This window comes from Streptomyces lasiicapitis, assembly GCF_014646335.1.
Taxonomy (GTDB): domain Bacteria; phylum Actinomycetota; class Actinomycetes; order Streptomycetales; family Streptomycetaceae; genus Streptomyces; species Streptomyces lasiicapitis.
The window spans coordinates 359,308-376,583 of record NZ_BMNG01000004.1 but is presented as its reverse complement, the minus strand read 5'-3'; the positions used below and the strand labels follow the sequence as shown (position 1 = coordinate 376,583).

Below are 17,276 nucleotides of genomic sequence, written 5' to 3'. Positions count from 1 at the left end.
CCGCCACGGGGGGCGCGGCGGCGGGGGGTGCGGCGGCGGGAGGTGCGGGGGCCGGGGTGGGCACGGAGGCCGGAGCGGGGGCCGCCTGCTGGGGCTCGTCGACCGAGATGCCGTAGTCCGTGGCGAGGCCTTCGAGTCCGCTGCTGTAGCCCTGGCCGACGGCGCGGAACTTCCACGCGCCCTGGCGGCGGTAGAGCTCGCCGAGCACGAAGGCGGTCTCGACGCTGGCGTCCGCGCTGTCGTACCGCGCGATCTCCGCGCCGCTGGCGGCGTCGACGACCCGGATGTGCAGGCCGGGGACCTTCCCGAAGGTGCCGCCGTCGGCGGACGCGGCGAGCACGACCGTCTCGATGGCGGGCTCCACGCGCGCGAGGTCGACGACGAGCGCGTCGGTCACACCGCCGCCGGCGGACTGCTTGCCCTCGTGGCGCACCGCCCCCGAGGCGTGCGTCGCCTGGTTGTAGAACACGAAGTCCGCGTCCGAGCGGACCTTCCTGGAGCCGTCGAGCAACAGCGCCGAGGCGTCGGCGTCCGGCACCCCCGGCCCCGATCCCCACCCCAATTCCACCCGCACCACGGGTGCCTGCACGGGAACATTCGAACCTTTGGCCATAGACATGTCTGCCCCCATCACAAGTTGCCGGGTCCGGCCGGGCCGCCGTTGCGTTCCTGCCCAACCTATTACCTGGCATTCGAAGCGGTGCACTGGCGGTCCCCCACGACACCCTCCAACCACCCCGGTCAGCCGCCGGTCGACCGCGGGTAACCCCTGAGGAACGCGCTATTTACACGATCTGTACGTCGATGCGCGACCGATTTTCCCAAGTTCGCTCGCATTGGGGATCGGCGGTCACTGCCGACACGTAAAACAACCCTCTTATCGGTCTCCCCAACCAGCACATGAAGGGCTTAACTTATGGAGCATGACCTCCCCCCGCTCCACCTATGGCGGCGGTTACTACTCCGCGCCGTCCTTCCCGGACACCCCGATCTACGACTCCCTGGTCGCCGAGCGGGGCACTCCTCAGATCGCTCCGATCCGGGTCCCCTCCGCGTACGACACGGGCAGCCACCTGCCCGCCCTCCCGGCCGCGCTGCCCGCCCTGCCCTCCGGCCCCTCGGGTCACATGGGATACCAGGCGGCCGCCATGGCCCCCGCGATGCCCACCGCGGGCCACCCGAACCCGGCGTACGGCTACGCCCCCGCCCCGCAGCCCGCACCGCTGCAACAGGCCCCGGCGCCGTACATCCCGCAGCAGGCCGCAGGCCCGCGCGGCTATCCCGGCCCGCAGCAGCAGCGCCCCATGGGCGGCACGGGGTACGAGGCCATGCGCCCCGCGGCGCCCCGCCCGGCCCCGGCGCCGCACGAGGATCCGTACAACAGGCAGCAGTACCGGGGCTACTGATCGGCGGCAGCCGTCGCTGTCAGTGTCTGCTGGCAGGATGGCCGCATGCCGAATCCCGCGCTCCATTCGATCCACATCCACCCGCTGAAGGCGGCCGGGGGGCACGCTTCGCGTGAGGCCGTCGTGGAGCCCTGGGGGCTCGCGGGTGACCGCAGATGGGTGTTGATCGACAGCGCGGGCCGGGCCGTGACACAACGGCCCCATCCCCGCCTCGCGTTGGCCGCCGTCGAGCCGCAGCCCGACGGCGGCATACGTGTGTCCGCGCCCGGCATGAAGCCGCTCACCGTCGGCGTGCCCGAGCCCGGTGAGACCGTGCCCGTGGAGTTCCTGCGCGACAAGTCCGAGGCGGTGCCCGCCGATCCCGCGGCGGACGCCTGGTTCAGCGCGTTCCTCGACCTGGACGCGCGCCTGGGGTATCTCGACGACCCGGCGACGCGGCGCCCGGTCAACGCCGCCTACGGCCGCCCCGGCGAGACCGTGTCGTTCGCCGACGCCTTCCCGCTGCTGCTCACCACCCTCTCCTCGCTGGACGCCCTCAACTCCCTCATCGCCCAGGGCGACCACGCGGACGAGGGCCCGCTGCCCATGAACCGATTCCGGCCGAACGTGGTCGTGGAGGGCGTCGCGCCGTGGGCGGAGGACGACTGGTCGCGCATCGCCGTCGGCGACGTGGTGTTCCGCGTGGCCAGGAAGTGCGCCCGGTGCGTCGTGACCACCACCGACCAGCGCACCGCCGAGCGCGGCAAGGAGCCGCTGCGCACCCTCGCCCACCATCGCCGCAGCGGTGACCAGCTCCTCTTCGGACTCAATCTGATCCCGGAATCGACCGGAACCATTCGAATCGGTGACCCGCTGACGATCCTCGAATGAACGGCACGCGAGCGGGGAACTCGACGTCAGTGGGAGGACGTTGAAGGTCAGTGGGTGGTCAGTGAAGGAAACGGGAGGGGACGGGGAAAGCACGGGGGACGGGGGAAACGGAGGAGGGGAGCGGGAAGAGATCGGGCGGCCCCCGGCAGCAGGGGGGCATGCGGGGTGATGTCGCTCTCTCTTCCCGCGACCCGGGCGTGAGCCGTGCCGTTCGCGGCTATCACGGACGCGGAAGGGGGTGCGGAACTGTGCGGGCGATCGCCGGAATCTGGCGCTGGCGCCACAATCCGCTGCGCCGCGCCACCGACCTCGCCGAGGCATGGATCGCACTCCTCGCCCTCGCGCTGATCGTGGTCGCGGCCCCCGTCGCCGGAGCGGTCACCGGCGCCCTGACGAACGACGCGCTGCTGCGCTCCGTGGCGGCCCAGCACGAGGCCCGGCACAGCGTCACCGCCACCGTCCTGCGCAGCATCGCCCAGCCCCCGCTCGACCCGGACCCCGAGACCTCCTCCTCGCGCGACGCGCACCACCGCGTCCTCGCCAGCTGGACCGCACCGGACGGCTCCGGACAGGCGGGCACGGTCGTCTCCGACCTCAAGTCCCCGCACCCCGGCGACCGGTTCCGGATCTGGACCGACGACGAAGGCCGCGTCGTCGCCCGCCCCCTGGACACCGCCACCGCCACCACGCACGCCGCCCTCGCGGGCCTGGGCGCCGCCCTCGCCTGCGCCGGTCTGGTCGAGGGCGCCAGACGCCTGGCCCTCTGGCGCCTCGTCCGACGGCGCCACGCACGCTGGGACCAGGCCTGGGACAGCGCGGGCCCGGACTGGGGCAGGGCCGGCACGGGGGCCTGAGCCCCCGCACGGGCGCTTGAGCAGGTGAGAGCCCGGGCACCGGCCCGGCCATCAGGTCAACTCCCCCTCCCCGCGCGCGCTACGGTGGACCGGGCGAACTCTTCGGCCGCCTTGCGCGCGGCGCGAGGTCCCGCGTACTTCGAGGTGGGGGCAGAGCAACTCCATGGCACAGGGCACGGTCCAGGTGACGCACACCGGTACGTCGCGATGGCGGCGCCGCACGGGCGAGTACGCATCACTGGCGGCCGCCCTGGAGGCCGCGAGCGACGGGGACGTCCTGACGGTGGCCCCGGGGACGTACCGCGAGAACCTCGTCGTCCAGCGGGCGGTGACGCTGCGCGGACCCGAGGGCTCCGCCGGTTCCGTGCGCATCGCGCCGGTCGACGGCGTGCCCCTGACCGTGCGGGCGTCCGCGCTCGTACAGGACCTCCACGTGGAGGGACAGGACTCGGCCGCGCCCGCGCTGCTCGTCGAGGACGGCGCCCCGGAACTGACGGACGTGCGGGTGATGACGCGCTCCGCCGCCGGGATCGAGGTGCGCGGCGGCGCCCGTCCGACGCTGCGCCGCTGCACGGTCGACAACCCGGGCGGCATCGGCATCGCCGTGCTGGACGGCGGTGGCGGGGTGTTCGAGGAGTGCGAGGTCGTCTCCGCGGGGCAGTCCGGCGTCGCGGTGCGCGCGGGCGGGCATCCGCGCCTGGAGCGCTGCCGGGTGCACCACGCGTCCGGCGCCGGTCTCTCGGTGACCGGTGAGGGCAGCGGCCTGGAGGCCGTCGGCTGCGAGGTGTACGAGATCAAGGGCTCGGGCGTGCACATCGCCGCGCGGGCCACGGCACACCTCACGGACTGCGGGGTGCACCGCACCACATCCGACGGGGTCACCCTCGACACGGACGCCGTCCTCACCCTCGCCGACTGCCGCATCCACGACATCCCCGAGAACGCCGTCGACCTGCGCTCCCGCTCGGTCCTGACGCTGACGCGCACCACCGTCCGCGAGTTCGGCCGCAACGGCCTCTCCGTGTGGGACCCGGGCACCCGCGTCGACGCCAACCAGTGCGAGATCCACGACAGTACGGGCGACTACCCGGCGGTGTGGGTCAGCGACGGCGCGACGGCCGTCCTGGAGTCGTGCCGCGTGCACGACGTGCCGGACGCCCTTTTCGTGCTCGACCGCGGCTCGCGCGTCGACGTCGTCGACAGCGACCTCACCCAGGTCCGCAACACGGCGGTGTCGGTGAGCGACGGCGCGACGGCGCAGTTGGACGACGTGCGCATCCGCGACGCCGCGACCGGCGCGTGGTTCCGCGACCACGGCAGCGGCGGCGTCCTCGCGGGCTGCACGGTCGACGGCAGCCAGACGGGCGTGATCGTCACCAAGGGCGCCGACCCCACCATCGAGCGGTGCACGGTCACCTCGCCCGCCGAAGCCGGCTTCTACGTCTCCGCGGGCGGCCGCGGCAGCCTGGACCGCTGCAAGGTCGTCGGCAGCGGCGGCTACGGCTTCCACGTGATCGACGGCTGTCGTACGACGCTGCGCCGCTGCCGTACGGAGCGGTGCGCGCGCGGTGGGTACGAGTTCGCGGAGGACGGCCCGCTCGTCGAGGACTGCACGAGCGACGAGAGCGCCAGCACGAAGCCCGCCGCGCCCGAGGCCTCCGTGCTGACGGCCACGCAGACCGCGGGGCTGCTCGGTTCGGTGCCGGGCCAGCGCACCGCCGACGAGCAGGTCGCCCCGGCGCCCGCGCCGCCCTCCCGCTCGTCGAACGCCGTGCTCGGCGAACTCGACACGCTGGTGGGCCTGGAGAGCGTCAAGCGCGAGGTGCGGGCGCTCACCGACATGATCGAGGTGGGCCGGCGCCGGCAGGAGGCGGGCCTCAAGGCCGCCTCCGTACGCCGCCACCTGGTGTTCACGGGCTCCCCCGGCACCGGCAAGACGACCGTAGCCCGGCTCTACGGCGAGATCCTCGCCTCGCTGGGCGTGCTCGAGCGCGGTCATCTCGTCGAGGTGTCCCGCGTGGACCTGGTGGGCGAGCACATCGGCTCGACGGCGATCCGCACCCAGGAGGCCTTCGACCGGGCCCGCGGCGGCGTCCTGTTCATCGACGAGGCGTACGCGCTCTCCCCCGAGGACTCCGGGCGCGACTTCGGCCGTGAGGCCATCGACACGCTCGTGAAGCTGATGGAGGACCACCGCGAGGCGGTGGTGGTGATCGTCGCGGGCTACACGGCGGAGATGAACCGCTTCCTGTCGGTCAACCCCGGTGTGGCGTCCCGTTTCTCGCGCACCATCACCTTCGGCGACTACGCCCCGGAGGAACTGCTGCGCATCGTCGAGCAGCAGGCCGAGGAGCACGAGTACACGCTCGGCTCGGGCACGGGCGAGGCGCTGCTCAAGTACTTCACAGCGATCCCGAAGGGCCCGGCGTTCGGCAACGGCCGCACGGCGCGGCAGACGTTCGAGGCGATGGTGGAGCGGCACGCGGGTCGGGCCGCCCGGCTCGCCTCGCCGAGCACGGACGACCTCACCCTGCTGTATCCGGAGGACCTCCCGGACCTCCCGGACCTGCCGGACTTTCCGTAGCCTCGGGATCCACCGCCCCCGCTCCGGCCCGCCGCGGCCGGGGCCCGGGCACCGCGGGCCTCAACCGAGCAAGCAGCCGCGCGCGCTCCTCCGCGAACGCCGGATCCGCCTGGTAGTCCCCGTGACCGAGGATCGGCGCGGGCAGCGGATGCGCCTCGGTGCGGCCGTACGCCAGCGGGTCCTTCAAGGCGTCGCGGTCGACCTGCGGGCCGCATTCGCCGTGCAGCCGGACGGGGCCGCCGATGGGGTCGGTGGGCCGGTGCAGGTTGCGCCAGCAGTCGACCTCGCGGTGCAGGGAGCTGAGTGCTGCGGGGCCGAAGTGCGCCGGGAACCAGCGGCCGTAGAGACGCTCCAGGGGTGAGCCGTAGGTGAGCAGCGCGACCCGTTTGCGTACGGATGGCAGCAGTTGCCAGGCCGCGGCGGCGGCGAGCACGCTGCCCTGCGAGTGGCCGGAGATGACCAGGCGGCCGCCGGTGGCACGGGTCCAGGTGTGCATGCGCCAGGTCAGGTCGGGCACCGCACGCTCGGCGTAGCAGGGCGGGGCGAAGGGGTGGGCGGCGCGCGGCCAGAACGTACCGACGTCCCAGAGGATGCCGATGGTGCGGCGGGCCGAGGGGTCGCGGTAGGCACGGCGGCCCCAGGTGACGAACAGTATGAAGCCGAGGCCGATCAGCCAGGAGCCCATCGCCTGCGCGGTCTCCGCGGCGCCCTCGACGAACGCCGGCGCGCTCTTGGCCGCCTCACCCGGCACCTTGCCGCTGGCCCAGGCACCGACGAGGGCGGCGGCGCCGAGCAGCAGCGTCGCGGCCGAGGTGACGCCGACGATCTGGGGCGCCCGGTCGGTGAGGGCGGCGCCCGCGCGGGTGCCGGCGATGCGGCGGGTACGCGTGGTGTCCTGACGCTCCTTCGGGTAGTCGAGCCGGACCTGGGCCAGTTCACGGCGCACCTTTTGTGCCGTACGCACCGCGAGCCAGCCGCACAGGACGGCGACGACCACCAGGAGCGGCGGGATGACGGAGGCCTGCCAGGTCAGCAGGGCGGGCGGGCCGTCGATGGAGCCGCCCGCGCCGGGCGACCCCGACCCGTCGAGCCAGTCGGCGACGCGCTGCGAGCCGCCGCCCGACATCACCCCGCCCAGGGCGCAGGCCAGCATCGCCACGGCCGGTCCGCCGAGGCCGCGGATGGCGGTGCGGGCGTCGGGCGACCCGCGGAAGATGCGGGCGGCGACCACGGCGAGGGCGAGGACCAGGACGCCCTGGACGAGGGTGATGCCGCCGAAGGTGGTGTTGCCCGGCAGTCGGCCCGTCGAGGTCCAGCCGGGCCGCGACCACCCGGCGTACAGGACCGCCAGGACAAGCAGCGCGAGCGCGGCGAGCGGCAGCCAGCGCACCAGGGTGCGGTCCAGGCTCCGGTCGAGGCGGTTCTCGCTGCGGCCCCGGCGGCAGACCACCCACACGACGAAGGCGCCCGCCAGCACGAGCGCCGAGTCCAGCGCCCAGCCGAGTACGTCCAGGAGCGCGGGCCCGCCGGGCCTCCGGTCGTACCGGGCGGCCGAGGTGCCGACGGCCGCGGCGACCGTCAGCAGGCCCGCGGCCGTGTGGGCGGCACGCAGCCGTGCGACCAGGCGGCGCCCGTACCAGAAGCCGGGCTTGCCGAGCGCGTTGCGGGCGGTCTCCTCCGGGTCCGGCTGGTGCGGCAGCGGCTGCTGGGACTCGTACGCACTCCATGTGCGGTGGGAGAGGAACCACAGCAGGCCGGTGAGGGCGGCGGGCAGCAGCGCGGCGAGGGCGAGACGGCGGCCGGGCTGCGACCACCAGCCGCCGCCCCCGGCGGACTCCGGCGCGAGGAAGCCGAGCCACGAGTGGTCGTCGACGCAGGCGGCGGTGCCCGCGCACTGCCAGGCCGTCAGGTCGATCGCGATCTCGCAGGCGGCGGCGACCAGGAGCACCGTGAGGGTGAGCGCGACCAGGCGCACAAGGAGGCCGTACGTACGCACGGCGCGTTTCGCGCGGCGGGCCGTGGGCCGCATCCAGTGGGCGAGGTTGACCACCATGAACGGCAGGAGCAGCAGCCACAGGGCGCGGGAGCCGTTGCCCGAGGTCAGATTGCACCAGACGTACGCCTCCGGGACCGGGCGGTCGCGGTAGTCCGCCGGGCGGGATTCGGCGTCCACGTCGTCGGTGCGGCGGTAGACGGCCGCGGTGCCGTCGCCGGAGACGCGGACGGTGCGGGGATCGCCCAGCATCTCCTCCGGCGTGGTCCCGCCGACTCCGTGGACGAGCAGTTCCAGGGCGATGGGCTCGGCCTGGCCGCTCTTCTCTGGCTTGTCTGGGTCCTTCTGGGCGGTTCGGGCCGCCGTGACGCGCTCCACTGTTCCGCTTCCCCCGAGTCATGCGCTGTCATGAGCCGTGTACGGGCCATGCGAGGAACAAGGATCGCCGCTCGTCTCCCCGCACGCACCCACCGTCACGTAATCTCCCCCTTCCGTACGCCCCGGGGCAGCCCGGTCGGTGGCACCCGCAACGACGGCTCGTGCGAGGATGAGGCGACCCTGCGAAGGGCTTGACCAGACGAAAGGGCCGGAGCTGACGTGAGTGAGAATCAGAACCTCCTCGCGGAGCAGCGACGCGCCCTGATCCTCGACGAGGTGCGCCGCCGCGGCGGGGTCCGCGTCAACGAACTCACCCGAAAACTGGGTGTGTCGGACATGACCGTCCGCCGCGACCTGGATGCGCTGGCCCGCCAGGGCGTCGTGGAGAAGGTGCACGGCGGCGCCGTCCCGGTGGCCGAGGCAAGCACGCACGAGCCGGGTTTCGAGGCCAAGTCGGGCCTGGAGCTCAGCGCCAAGGAGGACATCGCGCGGACCGCGGCGGCCCTGGTGGCGCCGGGCACGGCCATCGCGCTCTCCGGCGGCACCACGACGTACGCGCTCGCGCACCACCTGCTCGACGTCCCGGACCTGACGGTGGTGACGAACTCGGTGCGCGTCGCGGACGTCTTCCACTCCGCGCAGCGCAGCTCGGGCCAGCGGCAGGGCGCGGCCACAGTGGTCCTCACCGGCGGGGTGCGCACGCCGTCGGACTCGCTGGTCGGCCCGGTCGCCGACCAGGCGATCGGCGCGCTGCACTTCGACGTCCTGTTCCTCGGTGTGCACGGCATATCGGCCGAGGCGGGCCTGTCCACGCCCAACCTCGCGGAGGCGGAGACGAACCGGCGTCTGGTGCAGTCGGCGCGCCGCGTGGTCGTGGTCGCGGACCACACCAAGTGGGGCACGGTGGGCCTGAGTTCGTTCGCCACGCTCGGGCAGGTCGACACGCTCGTGACGGACGCGGGGCTGCCCGCGCAGGCGCGCGCGGAGATCTCGGAGCATCTGCGGCGCCTGCTGGTCGCGGGCGCGCCGGAGACCGTCGACGCCGAGGACGGCGGCCTTGCGGACGGCTCCGGCGGCGCGGAGAACCCGGCAGACTTCTGATGGCCTCCCGGCTATGGTGACCGAGCCGGTCAACCGCACCGCTCCGCCTGGGGGTCGCGATCCATGGCACGCCGTCTGAGGCCCGAGGGCCTGGAGTTCATCACCACCGCTCCGGTACGTCACGTGCTCGCGCGCGATGTCTCCGCGCCGGTCAAGACGGTGTACGAGGCGCTGGCGTACGACGTCGGCAACTGGCCCTCGTGGTTCTCCTCGATCGTGTACGCGAGGTCCATCGACGAGGGCAGGGGCCGCCTGGTCCGCGTCCAGGGCCGCTTCTGGTTCCGGGAGACCATCCTGGCCGCGGACGCGCCCACGGCGTACGCGTACCGCATCGACCGCACCAACTTCCCCGGCCTGCGCGCCCTGGTGGAGGAGTGGCGGCTCACCCCGCTCGGCACCGACGGCGGCGCGGGCACCCGCGTGCAGTGGACGTTCGCGGCGGACGCCGTGGCCCCGATGCGCTTCCTCCTGAGGCGCGGGCAGCGGGGCCTCAACCAGACGTTCGACACCGCGGTCGCCAACCTCGACCGGCAGCTGAGGGACGCGGCCGGGGCCTGACGGACGCGGCGAACTACTGGGCGGGCCACTCCCCCGTGGCGAGCAGCCCCTCGATGGACCGCTCGTACGGCGTGATGTCCAGGCCCTGTTCGGCCAGCCACGCGTCCGAGTAGTACTTGTCCAGATAGCGGTCCCCGGGGTCGCAGATGAGGGTGACGACGCTGCCCGTGCGGCCCGCGGCCACCATCTCCGCGACGATCCTCAGGGCGCTCCACAGACCCGTGCCGGTCGAGCCGCCCGCCTTGCGGCCGATCGCGCGGTCAAGGGCGCGCACCGCGGCCACGCTCGCCGCGTCCGGGACCTTCATCATGCGGTCGATGGCGCCGGGCACGAAGCTCGGCTCCATGCGCGGCCTGCCGATGCCCTCGATGCGCGAACCGCAGTCGCTGGTGGCGTCCGGGTCGTTCTTCGTCCAGCCGTCGAAGAAGCAGGAGTTCTCCGGGTCGGCCACGCAGATGCGGGTGTCGTGCTGCATGTAGTGGACGTAGCGCGCGATGGTGGCGGACGTGCCGCCGGTGCCGGCGGTGGCGACGATCCACGCGGGTTCCGGGTAACGCTCCAGGCGCAGTTGCTGGAACATCGACTCGGCGATGTTGTTGTTGCCGCGCCAGTCCGTGGCCCGCTCGGCGTAGGTGAACTGGTCCATGTAGTGGCCGCCGGTCTCGACGGCGAGCCGGGCGGACTCCGCGTACATCGTGCGGGAGTCGTCCACGAAGTGGCACCGGCCGCCGTGGAATTCGATGAGGCGGCACTTCTCGGCGCTGGTCGTGCGCGGCATCACCGCGATGAAGGGGACGCCGATCAGTTTCGCGAAGTACGCCTCGGACACGGCCGTCGAGCCGCTGGAGGCCTCGATCACGGGGCGGTCGGGCCGGATCCAGCCATTGCAGAGTCCGTAGAGGAACAGCGAGCGGGCGAGCCGGTGCTTGAGGCTTCCGGTGGGGTGCGTCGACTCGTCCTTGAGGTAAAGGTCGATGCCCCAGTGCTCGGGCAGCGGGAAGCGCAGGAGGTGGGTGTCCGCGGAGCGGTTGGCGTCGGCCTGGACCTTGCGCACGGCTTCTTTCAGCCAGGAGCGGTACCGCTCGTCGCTGCGGTCCACGTCGAGCGTGGTCATCGGCTCGTCGGCCGGGTCGTGCTGGATGGTGCTCACCGCGGGGCTCCTCGTCCTCGTGCCGGAACCGATTGATCCGGTTGCACACCCCGATGATAAGCATCTTCCGCACCGCTCTCACCTGCATAAACACACCTTTTGGCGGCTCAAAGAAGTGGCTTGCCCACCGGCAGGACCCGACCGGCAGTCCTGCCGACGACCCACCTGCAGCCCCGTCGGAGCCCCGCCCCGCCACCCGGCCACCGCGCCCGAAAGTGGCATGTGCGACGTGGCCGGGCACACTGGTCCTCGACGCCGCGCGCGTGCACACTGCACCGCACGGAACAGGGGTAGGTTCCAACAGGAACACCAGCGCACGAGGGGGCGGAGCCTCATGGCAGAGCCGGAGTTCAGAGCCACGGGCGTACGGATCGGGCGGCGGCTGCGCTCGCTCACGCGCGCCGGGCAGGTCCGGATCAGCGACGGCAGGCTGGAGTTGCTCACCAGTTACGGCACGGAGATCGACAGCGCTCCGCTGCGGGCGGTGCGCGCGGGCAAACCGTGGTTCGCCCCACAGGACCGGGCGCTCGCCGAGGTGAACGGCACCCGTTATCTGCTGACGCTCGGCGAGCACGATCCGGTGCCCGGAGAGGCAGGTCCGCCCACCGTCCGGACGTTCCTGGAAGCGGTGCGCACCGCGGCCGGAGGGCGCCGGGACTGAAGAGCCGGGTGTCGGCGCGAGTTGCACGCCCGCACCCCCTGAGTCACGCTGGTCTCACATCACTCTGGGTTTACCGGCGATAACGCTGCGAACCAGCCCCGCCGGCCACCACAGCAGGCGGCACGCAGCGCGCCCCCTGCTGGATCCGAACGCCGTCTTCTTCCGGACCTCAATTCGGGGAGTCGCACCGTGATCAGCCAGCCAAGCAGGCATTGCACGGTAGAGCTCCAGGCCCTGCCGTCGCGGATCGGTCAAGTCCGCAGAATCGTATCGGCACAGTTGCGCTACTGGCATCTCGATCCCTTGATAGATCAGGCCGCCCTCGGCGTGACCGAGCTGTTGACCAACGTCCACCGGCACGCGGAGCCGGACAAGATGTGCACCGTGGAGATCGAGCTGCTGCTCGAACGCCTCATGGTCTCCGTCCACGACCACGATCCGCGGCTTCCCGTGGTGCACGACGCCGAGCCCTTCGAGACCAGCGGGCGCGGGCTCGCGATGGTCGCGGCGGTCAGCGAGAGCTGGGGGGTGCGGCCGCACGGCGACGACGGCAAGGTCGTCTGGTTCACGCTCTGCGCGTCACCGGCCGCCGCACCGCTGCCGGCGTATCCCGGGTACGGCTCCGTGAGCGCCGACGCGTTCGCCGAGACCCCTTCCGCCGTCGGCGCCCATGCTCCCGCCCGGTCGGCCGTTGCCGGCTGACCGGGCGGTGACTTCTCTTCCGTACGCCCTGTCGTATCGGTACGCCCTGTCGTACGTCACTCCGCGGCGATGGCCCGCAGGACGTCGAGGCGGGCGGCGCGCCGGGCCGGACGGAGTCCCGCGAGGGCTCCCGCCGCCAGACCCACCAGGGCGACGACGGCGAGCTGCGTCGGCGGCAGCGCGAACGCGAAGGCGCTGTCGGACGCGCCGTCGGACGCCTTGACGAGGACCCAGCCGAGGAAGCCGCCGAGCACCAGGCCGCCCGCCGTACCGAACGCCGCGACAAGCACGGACTCCCAGCGGACCATGGCCCGCAGCTGTCCGCGGGTCTGACCGACGGCCCGCAGCAGGCCAAGTTCGCGGGTGCGTTCGTGCACGGCCAGGGTGAGGGTGTTGGCGATGCCGAGCAGCGCGATGAGGACGGCGAGCGCGAGCAGGGCGTAGACGAGGGTCAGCATCATGTCGATGCCGCCCGCCGCGGACTGCGCGTACTCGTCGCGGGTCTGCACCTCCGGATCGCCGTACGCCTTCGCCACCTCGGACACCGCGGCCTTGCCCTCGGCCGCGCCCACGCCGTCCTTGAAGGTCACCGACACCAGCGTGTCGGAGTCCTGGCCGCGGTGCGGGGCCCAGGCGTCGCGGGTGATGACGTAGTCGCCCGCCAGCTCGGACTGGCCGTACAGGGCGCGGACCGTGAAGGTGTTCTTCTTGCCGTCGGTGAAGGCGAGTTCGGCCTTGTCGCCGACCTTCAGGTGCTGCTTGTCGGCCTCCTTGCGGGTGATGGCGATGCCGTCGTCACCCAGGCCGCTCATCGACCCTTCGACCTTGCCGAGGTCGAAGGACTTGGCGAGCGCGGTCGGGTCGGTGACGGTCAACGCCCGTCCCTCGCCGTCCACTTCGGCCACTCCCCTGCCGAGGCCGACCGCCGTCGCGACCTCCGGGCGCTCCGCGACCGCGGGGGCGAGCCGAGGGCTGAGCCCGCTGCCGCCCGCGCCGAACGACGGGGTGCTGACGGCGACATCGCCCGCGAAGGACCGGGACACCGTCTGGTCCATGGTCGCCTTCAGCGAGGCACCGAAGACCGTGAACAGGGAGACCACGGCGACGCCGATCATCAGGGCGCTCGCGGTGGCCGCGGTCCGCTTCGGGCTGCGCAGGGCGTTGCGCCGGGCCAGCGAGCCGGTGACGCCGCGCAGCTTGTCGAGCGGCCCGCCGAGGATCCGTACGGCCCGGGAGGACGCGACGGGCCCGAGCACCACGAACGCGGCGAGCGCGAGCACCGCCCCGCCGCCCGCCAGCCAGATGGACGGCGAGGCGAGGACGCCGACAAGGGTGAGGGCGACGGCGGCGAGCGCGAGCGCGGTGCCGGCGACCGCACGGGTGCGGGACGCACCGGACTGGTCGACCGCGGTCTCGCGCAGCGCCGCCAGCGGAGCGGTGCGCCCGGCGCGGACGGCGGGCAGCAGCGCGGAGGCGACGCACACGGCGATGCCGACCGCGAGGGGCAGCAGCATCGACGTACCGCTGATCACCAAGTCGCCCTCGGGGAAGGGGAATCCGATGGCAGGGAACAGCGCCTGCAGTCCCGCCGCGATGCCGATGCCGCCCGCGAGGCCCGCCGCGGACGCGACGACGGCCACGACGGACGCCTCGGTCAGCGTGGACGCGGTGACCTGGCGGCGCGAGGCGCCGAGCGCGCGAAGCAGCGCGTTCTCGCGGGTGCGCTGGGCCACGACGATGGCGAAGGTGTTGTGGATGGAGAACGTCGCCACCAGCAGCGCGATGCCGGAGAAGACCAGCAGGAACGTGGTGAACAGGGTCAGGAACTGACCGGAGATCATCTCGGAGTTCTCGTCCGCCGCCTCCTGGCCCGTGACGGCCTCGACTCCCTTGGGCAGGACGGGAGTCAGCGCGTCGACGAGCTCCTGCTGTCCGGTGCCGGGTCCGGCGCGCACCTGCACGGTGGCGGCCTCGCCGGGCTTCGGCATCAGGTACTTCTCGGCGTCGGCCTGCGTCATGCCGGTGAAGGTGGTCTGCGCCATGCCGTCCTCGCCGCCGAACGTGGCGAGGCCGACGACCGTGACCTTGACGGGATCGGGGGTGCGCAGCGTGGTGGTGTCGCCGATCTTCAGGTCGCCGCTCTCGGCGGCGCCCCGGTTGACGACCACTTCGCCGCTCCTGGCGGGGGCGCGGCCCTCGGCCAGGCGGTAGGCGTTCAGTTCGGGGTCGGTGATCCAGTTCCCTGCGAGGGTGGGCGGGCCCTGGCCGCCGATCGGGTCGCCGTCCTTGCCGATGAGCTGGCCCGCGCCCTGGACGCTGGGCACGGCGGCGGCGACGCCCGGGACCTTCTCGATCCGGTCGACCAGGGATGTGTCGACGTTCTGCCGCACGCCCTGGCTCTCGCCGGGCGTGGTGATGGTGTTCGCGCCGCGTACGACCGCGTCGGTGCCGCGCGTCGCGTTCCCGAACATCGTGTCGAAGCTGGCGCGCAGGGTGTCGCCCATGACGAGCGTGCCCGCCAGGAAGGCGACGCCGAGCAGCACCGCGAGGAACGTACCGGCGAAGCGGCGCTTGTGGCCGCGCAGGGAGGCGAGGCTGATGTGGAGGGCCGCCGCCCCGCCCCCGGCGGGGCCCGCGCTCCGCGGACCGGTGGCACTCATGAGGGTGCTCCTTCGGGCATCGTGGCCGACCTCGTGTCGAACGCCTTGAGGCGGTCGAGGACCTTGTCGGCCGTGGGCGCCGCCATGCGGTCCACGAGGCGACCGTCGGCGAGGAAGACGACCTCGTCGGCGTGGGCGGCGGCCACCGGGTCGTGGGTGACCATGACGACGGTGCGGCCCATCTCGCGGACCGCGCGGCCGAGCAGGCCGAGGACCTCCTGACCGGAGCGGGAGTCCAGGTTGCCGGTCGGCTCGTCGGCGAAGACGACGTCGGGGCGGCCGGCGAACGCCCGTGCCACGGCGACGCGTTGCTGCTGGCCGCCGGAGAGTTCGGCGGGCCGGTGGTGCAGCCGGTCGCGCAGGCCGACGACGTCGATCAGGGCGTCCGTCCACTCCAGGCCGTCCTGGTCGAAGCGCCGTCCCGCGAGGTCCATGGGCAGCGTGATGTTCTCCGCCACGGTCAGCGTCGGCACCAGGTTGAAGGCCTGGAAGACGAAGCCGACGCGGTCGCGGCGCAGCAGGGTCAGGCGCCGGTCGTCGAGCGAGCCGAGTTCGGTGTCGCCGATGTACGCGGCGCCGGAGGTCAGGGTGTCCAGGCCGGCCGCGCAGTGCATCAGCGTGGACTTGCCGGAGCCCGAAGGCCCCATGATCGCGGTGAAGCGTCCGGCGGGGAAGCCGACGCTCACCCCGTCCAGGGCGGTCACGGCGGTGTCGGAGGAGCCGTAGATCTTCACGGCCGCCTCCACCCGGGCGGCGTCCGGGACGCCGCGCCGGTCTCGGGAGGTCGTCGCGGTGTTCATGCCCGGCCGCCCTTCGTGCCCCGCGTGTCCTTCGGCATGTGGCCGAACTCCTCGTTGAGGACGCTCAGTCGGCGCCAGTACTCCTCTTCGTCGATCTCGCCGGTGGCGAAGCGGTGGCCGAGCACGGTGATCGGCGACTTGTCGTCACCGCCACCGGCCGCTCGCCAGGGCCCGCGCCGGCCGCGCCACACCGTGCGGCGCAGGAAGGTCACGACGCCGATGACGACGGCTGCCCAGATCAGCGGGAAGAACAGGATCCACGGGCCGGGTCCACCGTCGAAAGCCAGAGTGTGCATGGTGTCCATCTCCTCGGAAAGCGGCTGGTTCTCGTCGCTTTCGAGACTCCTCGCGGCGGGGTGCGAAGTCGTCGTACGGCCAGCGGCAGTGCGTGTACCTCCCGGGGAGTACGTGGGGTGGGGGCGGCTGCTTCTTCGGCGCGGGCCGACGTCGGTGGACCCCTTGGCAGGCCCTCGCCTGGACCTCTGTACCTATTAGTATGTACAGTCGAGGCATGAGCACTCCGGAGCGTCTGATCGAGTCCACGCGCGAGCTGCTGTGGGAGCGGGGTTACGTCGGTACGAGCCCCAAGGCCATCCAGCAGCACGCGGGCGCAGGGCAGGGCAGCATGTACCACCACTTCAGCGGCAAGCCGGACCTCGCGCTCGCGGCGATCCGGCGTACGGCGCTGGAGATGCGCGCCACCGCGGAGGCGACGCTCGCCGGTGACGGTCCGGCGTACGACCGTGTGGCGTCGTATCTGCTGCGCGAGCGCGACGTGCTGCGCGGCTGCCCGGTCGGGCGGCTCACGATGGACCCGGACGTCATCGCCAGCGACGAGCTGCGGGAGCCGGTCACCGAGACCCTCCAGTGGCTGCGCGAGCGGCTCGCGGGGATCGTCCAAGAGGGCGTGGACCGGGGCGAGTTCAGCGCTTCGCTGGACGCGGGCGAGATCGCGTCGGCGATCGTCGCGACCGTGCAGGGCGGCTATGTCCTGGCTCGTGCGACGGGGTCGCCGGAGGCGTTCGAGGCGGGGGTGCGGGGGTTGCTGGCCCTTCTGGAGCCTCGCCCCTGACCGGCCCTTCTGAAGCCTCGCCTCCGACCGGCTGCCCCCTCACCCTCCGCTCGCCCCCTTCGCCTCAAGGAACGTCGTGCACATCACCCGCACCCGCCCCGCCAGCGCGCAGGGCCTCGCCGCACACTTCACCGGCACGGTCTGGCTCGACGAGATCGCGGGCCCCCAACCGGCTTCCCGGCTACGGATGTTCAGCGTCCACTTCGCCCCCGGCGCCCACACCGCCTGGCACCGCCACCCGCACGGGCAGGTCCTGCACGTCACCGAGGGCGAGGGGTTCGTGCAGCGCGACGGCGGCCCCGTCGAGCCGATCAGGGCGGGCGACACCGTGTGGATCGAGCCGGGCGAACGGCACTGGCACGGTGCCGCGCCGCGCACGTTCATGACGCACCTCGCCGTCGTCGAGGCGGCGGACGACGGCACGACGGCCGTGTGGGAGGAACTGGTCGCCGACACGGCGTACCCCGACGCCTGACCCCTCGCCCCG

At 72.9% G+C, this 17,276-nt stretch carries 16 protein-coding genes; 10 read left to right on the top strand and 6 right to left on the bottom strand.

Annotated elements, in window-relative coordinates:
• Positions 1 to 613: TerD family protein (locus tag IEY91_RS41705; RefSeq protein WP_373287924.1), on the bottom strand; the 613-nt coding region annotated here is incomplete at its 3' end.
• Positions 614 to 923: 310 nt separating this feature from the next.
• On the opposite strand from IEY91_RS41705, the gene IEY91_RS10300 reads away from it, so the two are divergent.
• From IEY91_RS10300 to IEY91_RS10285, 4 genes are all read left to right on the top strand, one after another.
• Positions 924 to 1,406 carry a DUF6643 family protein gene (locus IEY91_RS10300; RefSeq protein WP_164326879.1) on the top strand — a complete coding sequence of 161 codons (483 nt, stop codon included), beginning with the start codon at positions 924 to 926 and terminating at the stop codon, positions 1,404 to 1,406.
• A 45-nt stretch (positions 1,407 to 1,451) separates the two neighbouring features.
• Complete coding sequence (locus IEY91_RS10295) at positions 1,452 to 2,276, top strand: MOSC domain-containing protein (RefSeq protein ID WP_189173713.1); 825 nt, start codon at positions 1,452 to 1,454, stop codon at positions 2,274 to 2,276.
• 248 nt (positions 2,277 to 2,524) lie between these two features.
• Complete coding sequence (locus IEY91_RS10290) at positions 2,525 to 3,130, top strand: Rv1733c family protein (RefSeq protein ID WP_189173712.1); 606 nt, start codon at positions 2,525 to 2,527, stop codon at positions 3,128 to 3,130.
• Between the two features lie 163 nt (positions 3,131 to 3,293).
• Entirely contained in the window at positions 3,294 to 5,714 is a 2,421-nt protein-coding gene (locus tag IEY91_RS10285) for a right-handed parallel beta-helix repeat-containing protein (protein ID WP_189173711.1), read from the top strand.
• Here the strand turns inward: IEY91_RS10285 and IEY91_RS10280 are convergent.
• The gene (locus IEY91_RS10280) at positions 5,656 to 8,010 is read right to left on the bottom strand and encodes a hypothetical protein (protein WP_373287923.1); all 2,355 of its coding nucleotides are present in this window, start codon (positions 8,008 to 8,010) and stop codon (positions 5,656 to 5,658) included. The two genes, IEY91_RS10285 and IEY91_RS10280, sit on opposite strands and share 59 nt — an antisense overlap.
• A 294-nt stretch (positions 8,011 to 8,304) precedes the next feature.
• Here IEY91_RS10280 and IEY91_RS10275 point away from each other — a divergent pair, with 294 nt between their 5' ends.
• A complete protein-coding gene (locus IEY91_RS10275; protein ID WP_164326875.1) occupies positions 8,305 to 9,186 on the top strand; it encodes a DeoR/GlpR family DNA-binding transcription regulator in 882 nt (293 codons plus the stop codon).
• Between the two features lie 63 nt (positions 9,187 to 9,249).
• A complete protein-coding gene (locus tag IEY91_RS10270; RefSeq protein WP_189173710.1) occupies positions 9,250 to 9,744 on the top strand; it encodes an SRPBCC family protein in 495 nt (164 codons plus the stop codon).
• A 13-nt stretch (positions 9,745 to 9,757) separates the two neighbouring features.
• On the opposite strand, the gene cds1 is transcribed toward IEY91_RS10270, so the two are convergent.
• Positions 9,758 to 10,858, bottom strand: a complete 1,101-nt coding sequence (gene cds1 / locus IEY91_RS10265) for an L-cysteine desulfhydrase Cds1 (protein ID WP_189173877.1) — start codon at positions 10,856 to 10,858, stop codon at positions 9,758 to 9,760.
• Between the two features lie 370 nt (positions 10,859 to 11,228).
• On the opposite strand from cds1, the gene IEY91_RS10260 reads away from it, so the two are divergent.
• Positions 11,229 to 11,555 carry a hypothetical protein gene (locus IEY91_RS10260; RefSeq protein ID WP_164326873.1) on the top strand — a complete coding sequence of 109 codons (327 nt, stop codon included), beginning with the start codon at positions 11,229 to 11,231 and terminating at the stop codon, positions 11,553 to 11,555.
• A 189-nt stretch (positions 11,556 to 11,744) separates the two neighbouring features.
• Positions 11,745 to 12,257, top strand: a complete 513-nt coding sequence (locus tag IEY91_RS10255) for an ATP-binding protein (protein WP_164326872.1) — start codon at positions 11,745 to 11,747, stop codon at positions 12,255 to 12,257.
• Between the two features lie 56 nt (positions 12,258 to 12,313).
• On the opposite strand, the gene IEY91_RS10250 is transcribed toward IEY91_RS10255, so the two are convergent.
• From IEY91_RS10250 to IEY91_RS10240, 3 genes are read right to left on the bottom strand one after another with little or no spacing between them, the layout of a single operon-like run.
• Positions 12,314 to 14,917, bottom strand: a complete 2,604-nt coding sequence (locus IEY91_RS10250) for an ABC transporter permease (RefSeq protein ID WP_189173709.1) — start codon at positions 14,915 to 14,917, stop codon at positions 12,314 to 12,316.
• Entirely contained in the window at positions 14,914 to 15,717 is an 804-nt protein-coding gene (locus IEY91_RS10245; RefSeq protein ID WP_189173708.1) for an ABC transporter ATP-binding protein, read from the bottom strand. The genes IEY91_RS10250 and IEY91_RS10245 overlap by 4 nt, the downstream gene beginning before the upstream one ends.
• Positions 15,714 to 16,013 carry an SHOCT domain-containing protein gene (locus IEY91_RS10240; RefSeq protein WP_164326869.1) on the bottom strand — a complete coding sequence of 100 codons (300 nt, stop codon included), beginning with the start codon at positions 16,011 to 16,013 and terminating at the stop codon, positions 15,714 to 15,716. The genes IEY91_RS10245 and IEY91_RS10240 overlap by 4 nt, the downstream gene beginning before the upstream one ends.
• 200 nt (positions 16,014 to 16,213) lie before the next feature.
• Here IEY91_RS10240 and IEY91_RS10235 point away from each other — a divergent pair, with 200 nt between their 5' ends.
• A complete protein-coding gene (locus tag IEY91_RS10235) occupies positions 16,214 to 16,789 on the top strand; it encodes a TetR/AcrR family transcriptional regulator (protein WP_189173707.1) in 576 nt (191 codons plus the stop codon).
• Between the two features lie 76 nt (positions 16,790 to 16,865).
• Positions 16,866 to 17,264 (top strand): (R)-mandelonitrile lyase, encoded by a 399-nt coding sequence (locus tag IEY91_RS10230; protein ID WP_164326867.1) that lies wholly within the window; start codon positions 16,866 to 16,868, stop codon positions 17,262 to 17,264.
• Positions 17,265 to 17,276: the final 12 nt, after the last annotated feature.

What these genes read in the sequence shown, in the direction of transcription:
- IEY91_RS10300 (WP_164326879.1), top strand. Translation starts at nt 924, where the DNA reads ATGACCTCCCCCCGCTCCACCTATGGCGGCGGTTACTACTCCGCGCCG.
- IEY91_RS10295 (WP_189173713.1), top strand. Translation starts at nt 1,452, where the DNA reads ATGCCGAATCCCGCGCTCCATTCGATCCACATCCACCCGCTGAAGGCG.
- IEY91_RS10285 (WP_189173711.1), top strand. Translation starts at nt 3,294, where the DNA reads ATGGCACAGGGCACGGTCCAGGTGACGCACACCGGTACGTCGCGATGG.
- IEY91_RS10270 (WP_189173710.1), top strand. Translation starts at nt 9,250, where the DNA reads ATGGCACGCCGTCTGAGGCCCGAGGGCCTGGAGTTCATCACCACCGCT.
- cds1 (WP_189173877.1), bottom strand. Translation starts at nt 10,858, where the DNA reads ATGACCACGCTCGACGTGGACCGCAGCGACGAGCGGTACCGCTCCTGG.
- IEY91_RS10260 (WP_164326873.1), top strand. Translation starts at nt 11,229, where the DNA reads ATGGCAGAGCCGGAGTTCAGAGCCACGGGCGTACGGATCGGGCGGCGG.
- IEY91_RS10250 (WP_189173709.1), bottom strand. Translation starts at nt 14,917, where the DNA reads ATGAGTGCCACCGGTCCGCGGAGCGCGGGCCCCGCCGGGGGCGGGGCG.
- IEY91_RS10245 (WP_189173708.1), bottom strand. Translation starts at nt 15,717, where the DNA reads ATGAACACCGCGACGACCTCCCGAGACCGGCGCGGCGTCCCGGACGCC.
- IEY91_RS10240 (WP_164326869.1), bottom strand. Translation starts at nt 16,013, where the DNA reads ATGCACACTCTGGCTTTCGACGGTGGACCCGGCCCGTGGATCCTGTTC.
- IEY91_RS10235 (WP_189173707.1), top strand. Translation starts at nt 16,214, where the DNA reads ATGTACAGTCGAGGCATGAGCACTCCGGAGCGTCTGATCGAGTCCACG.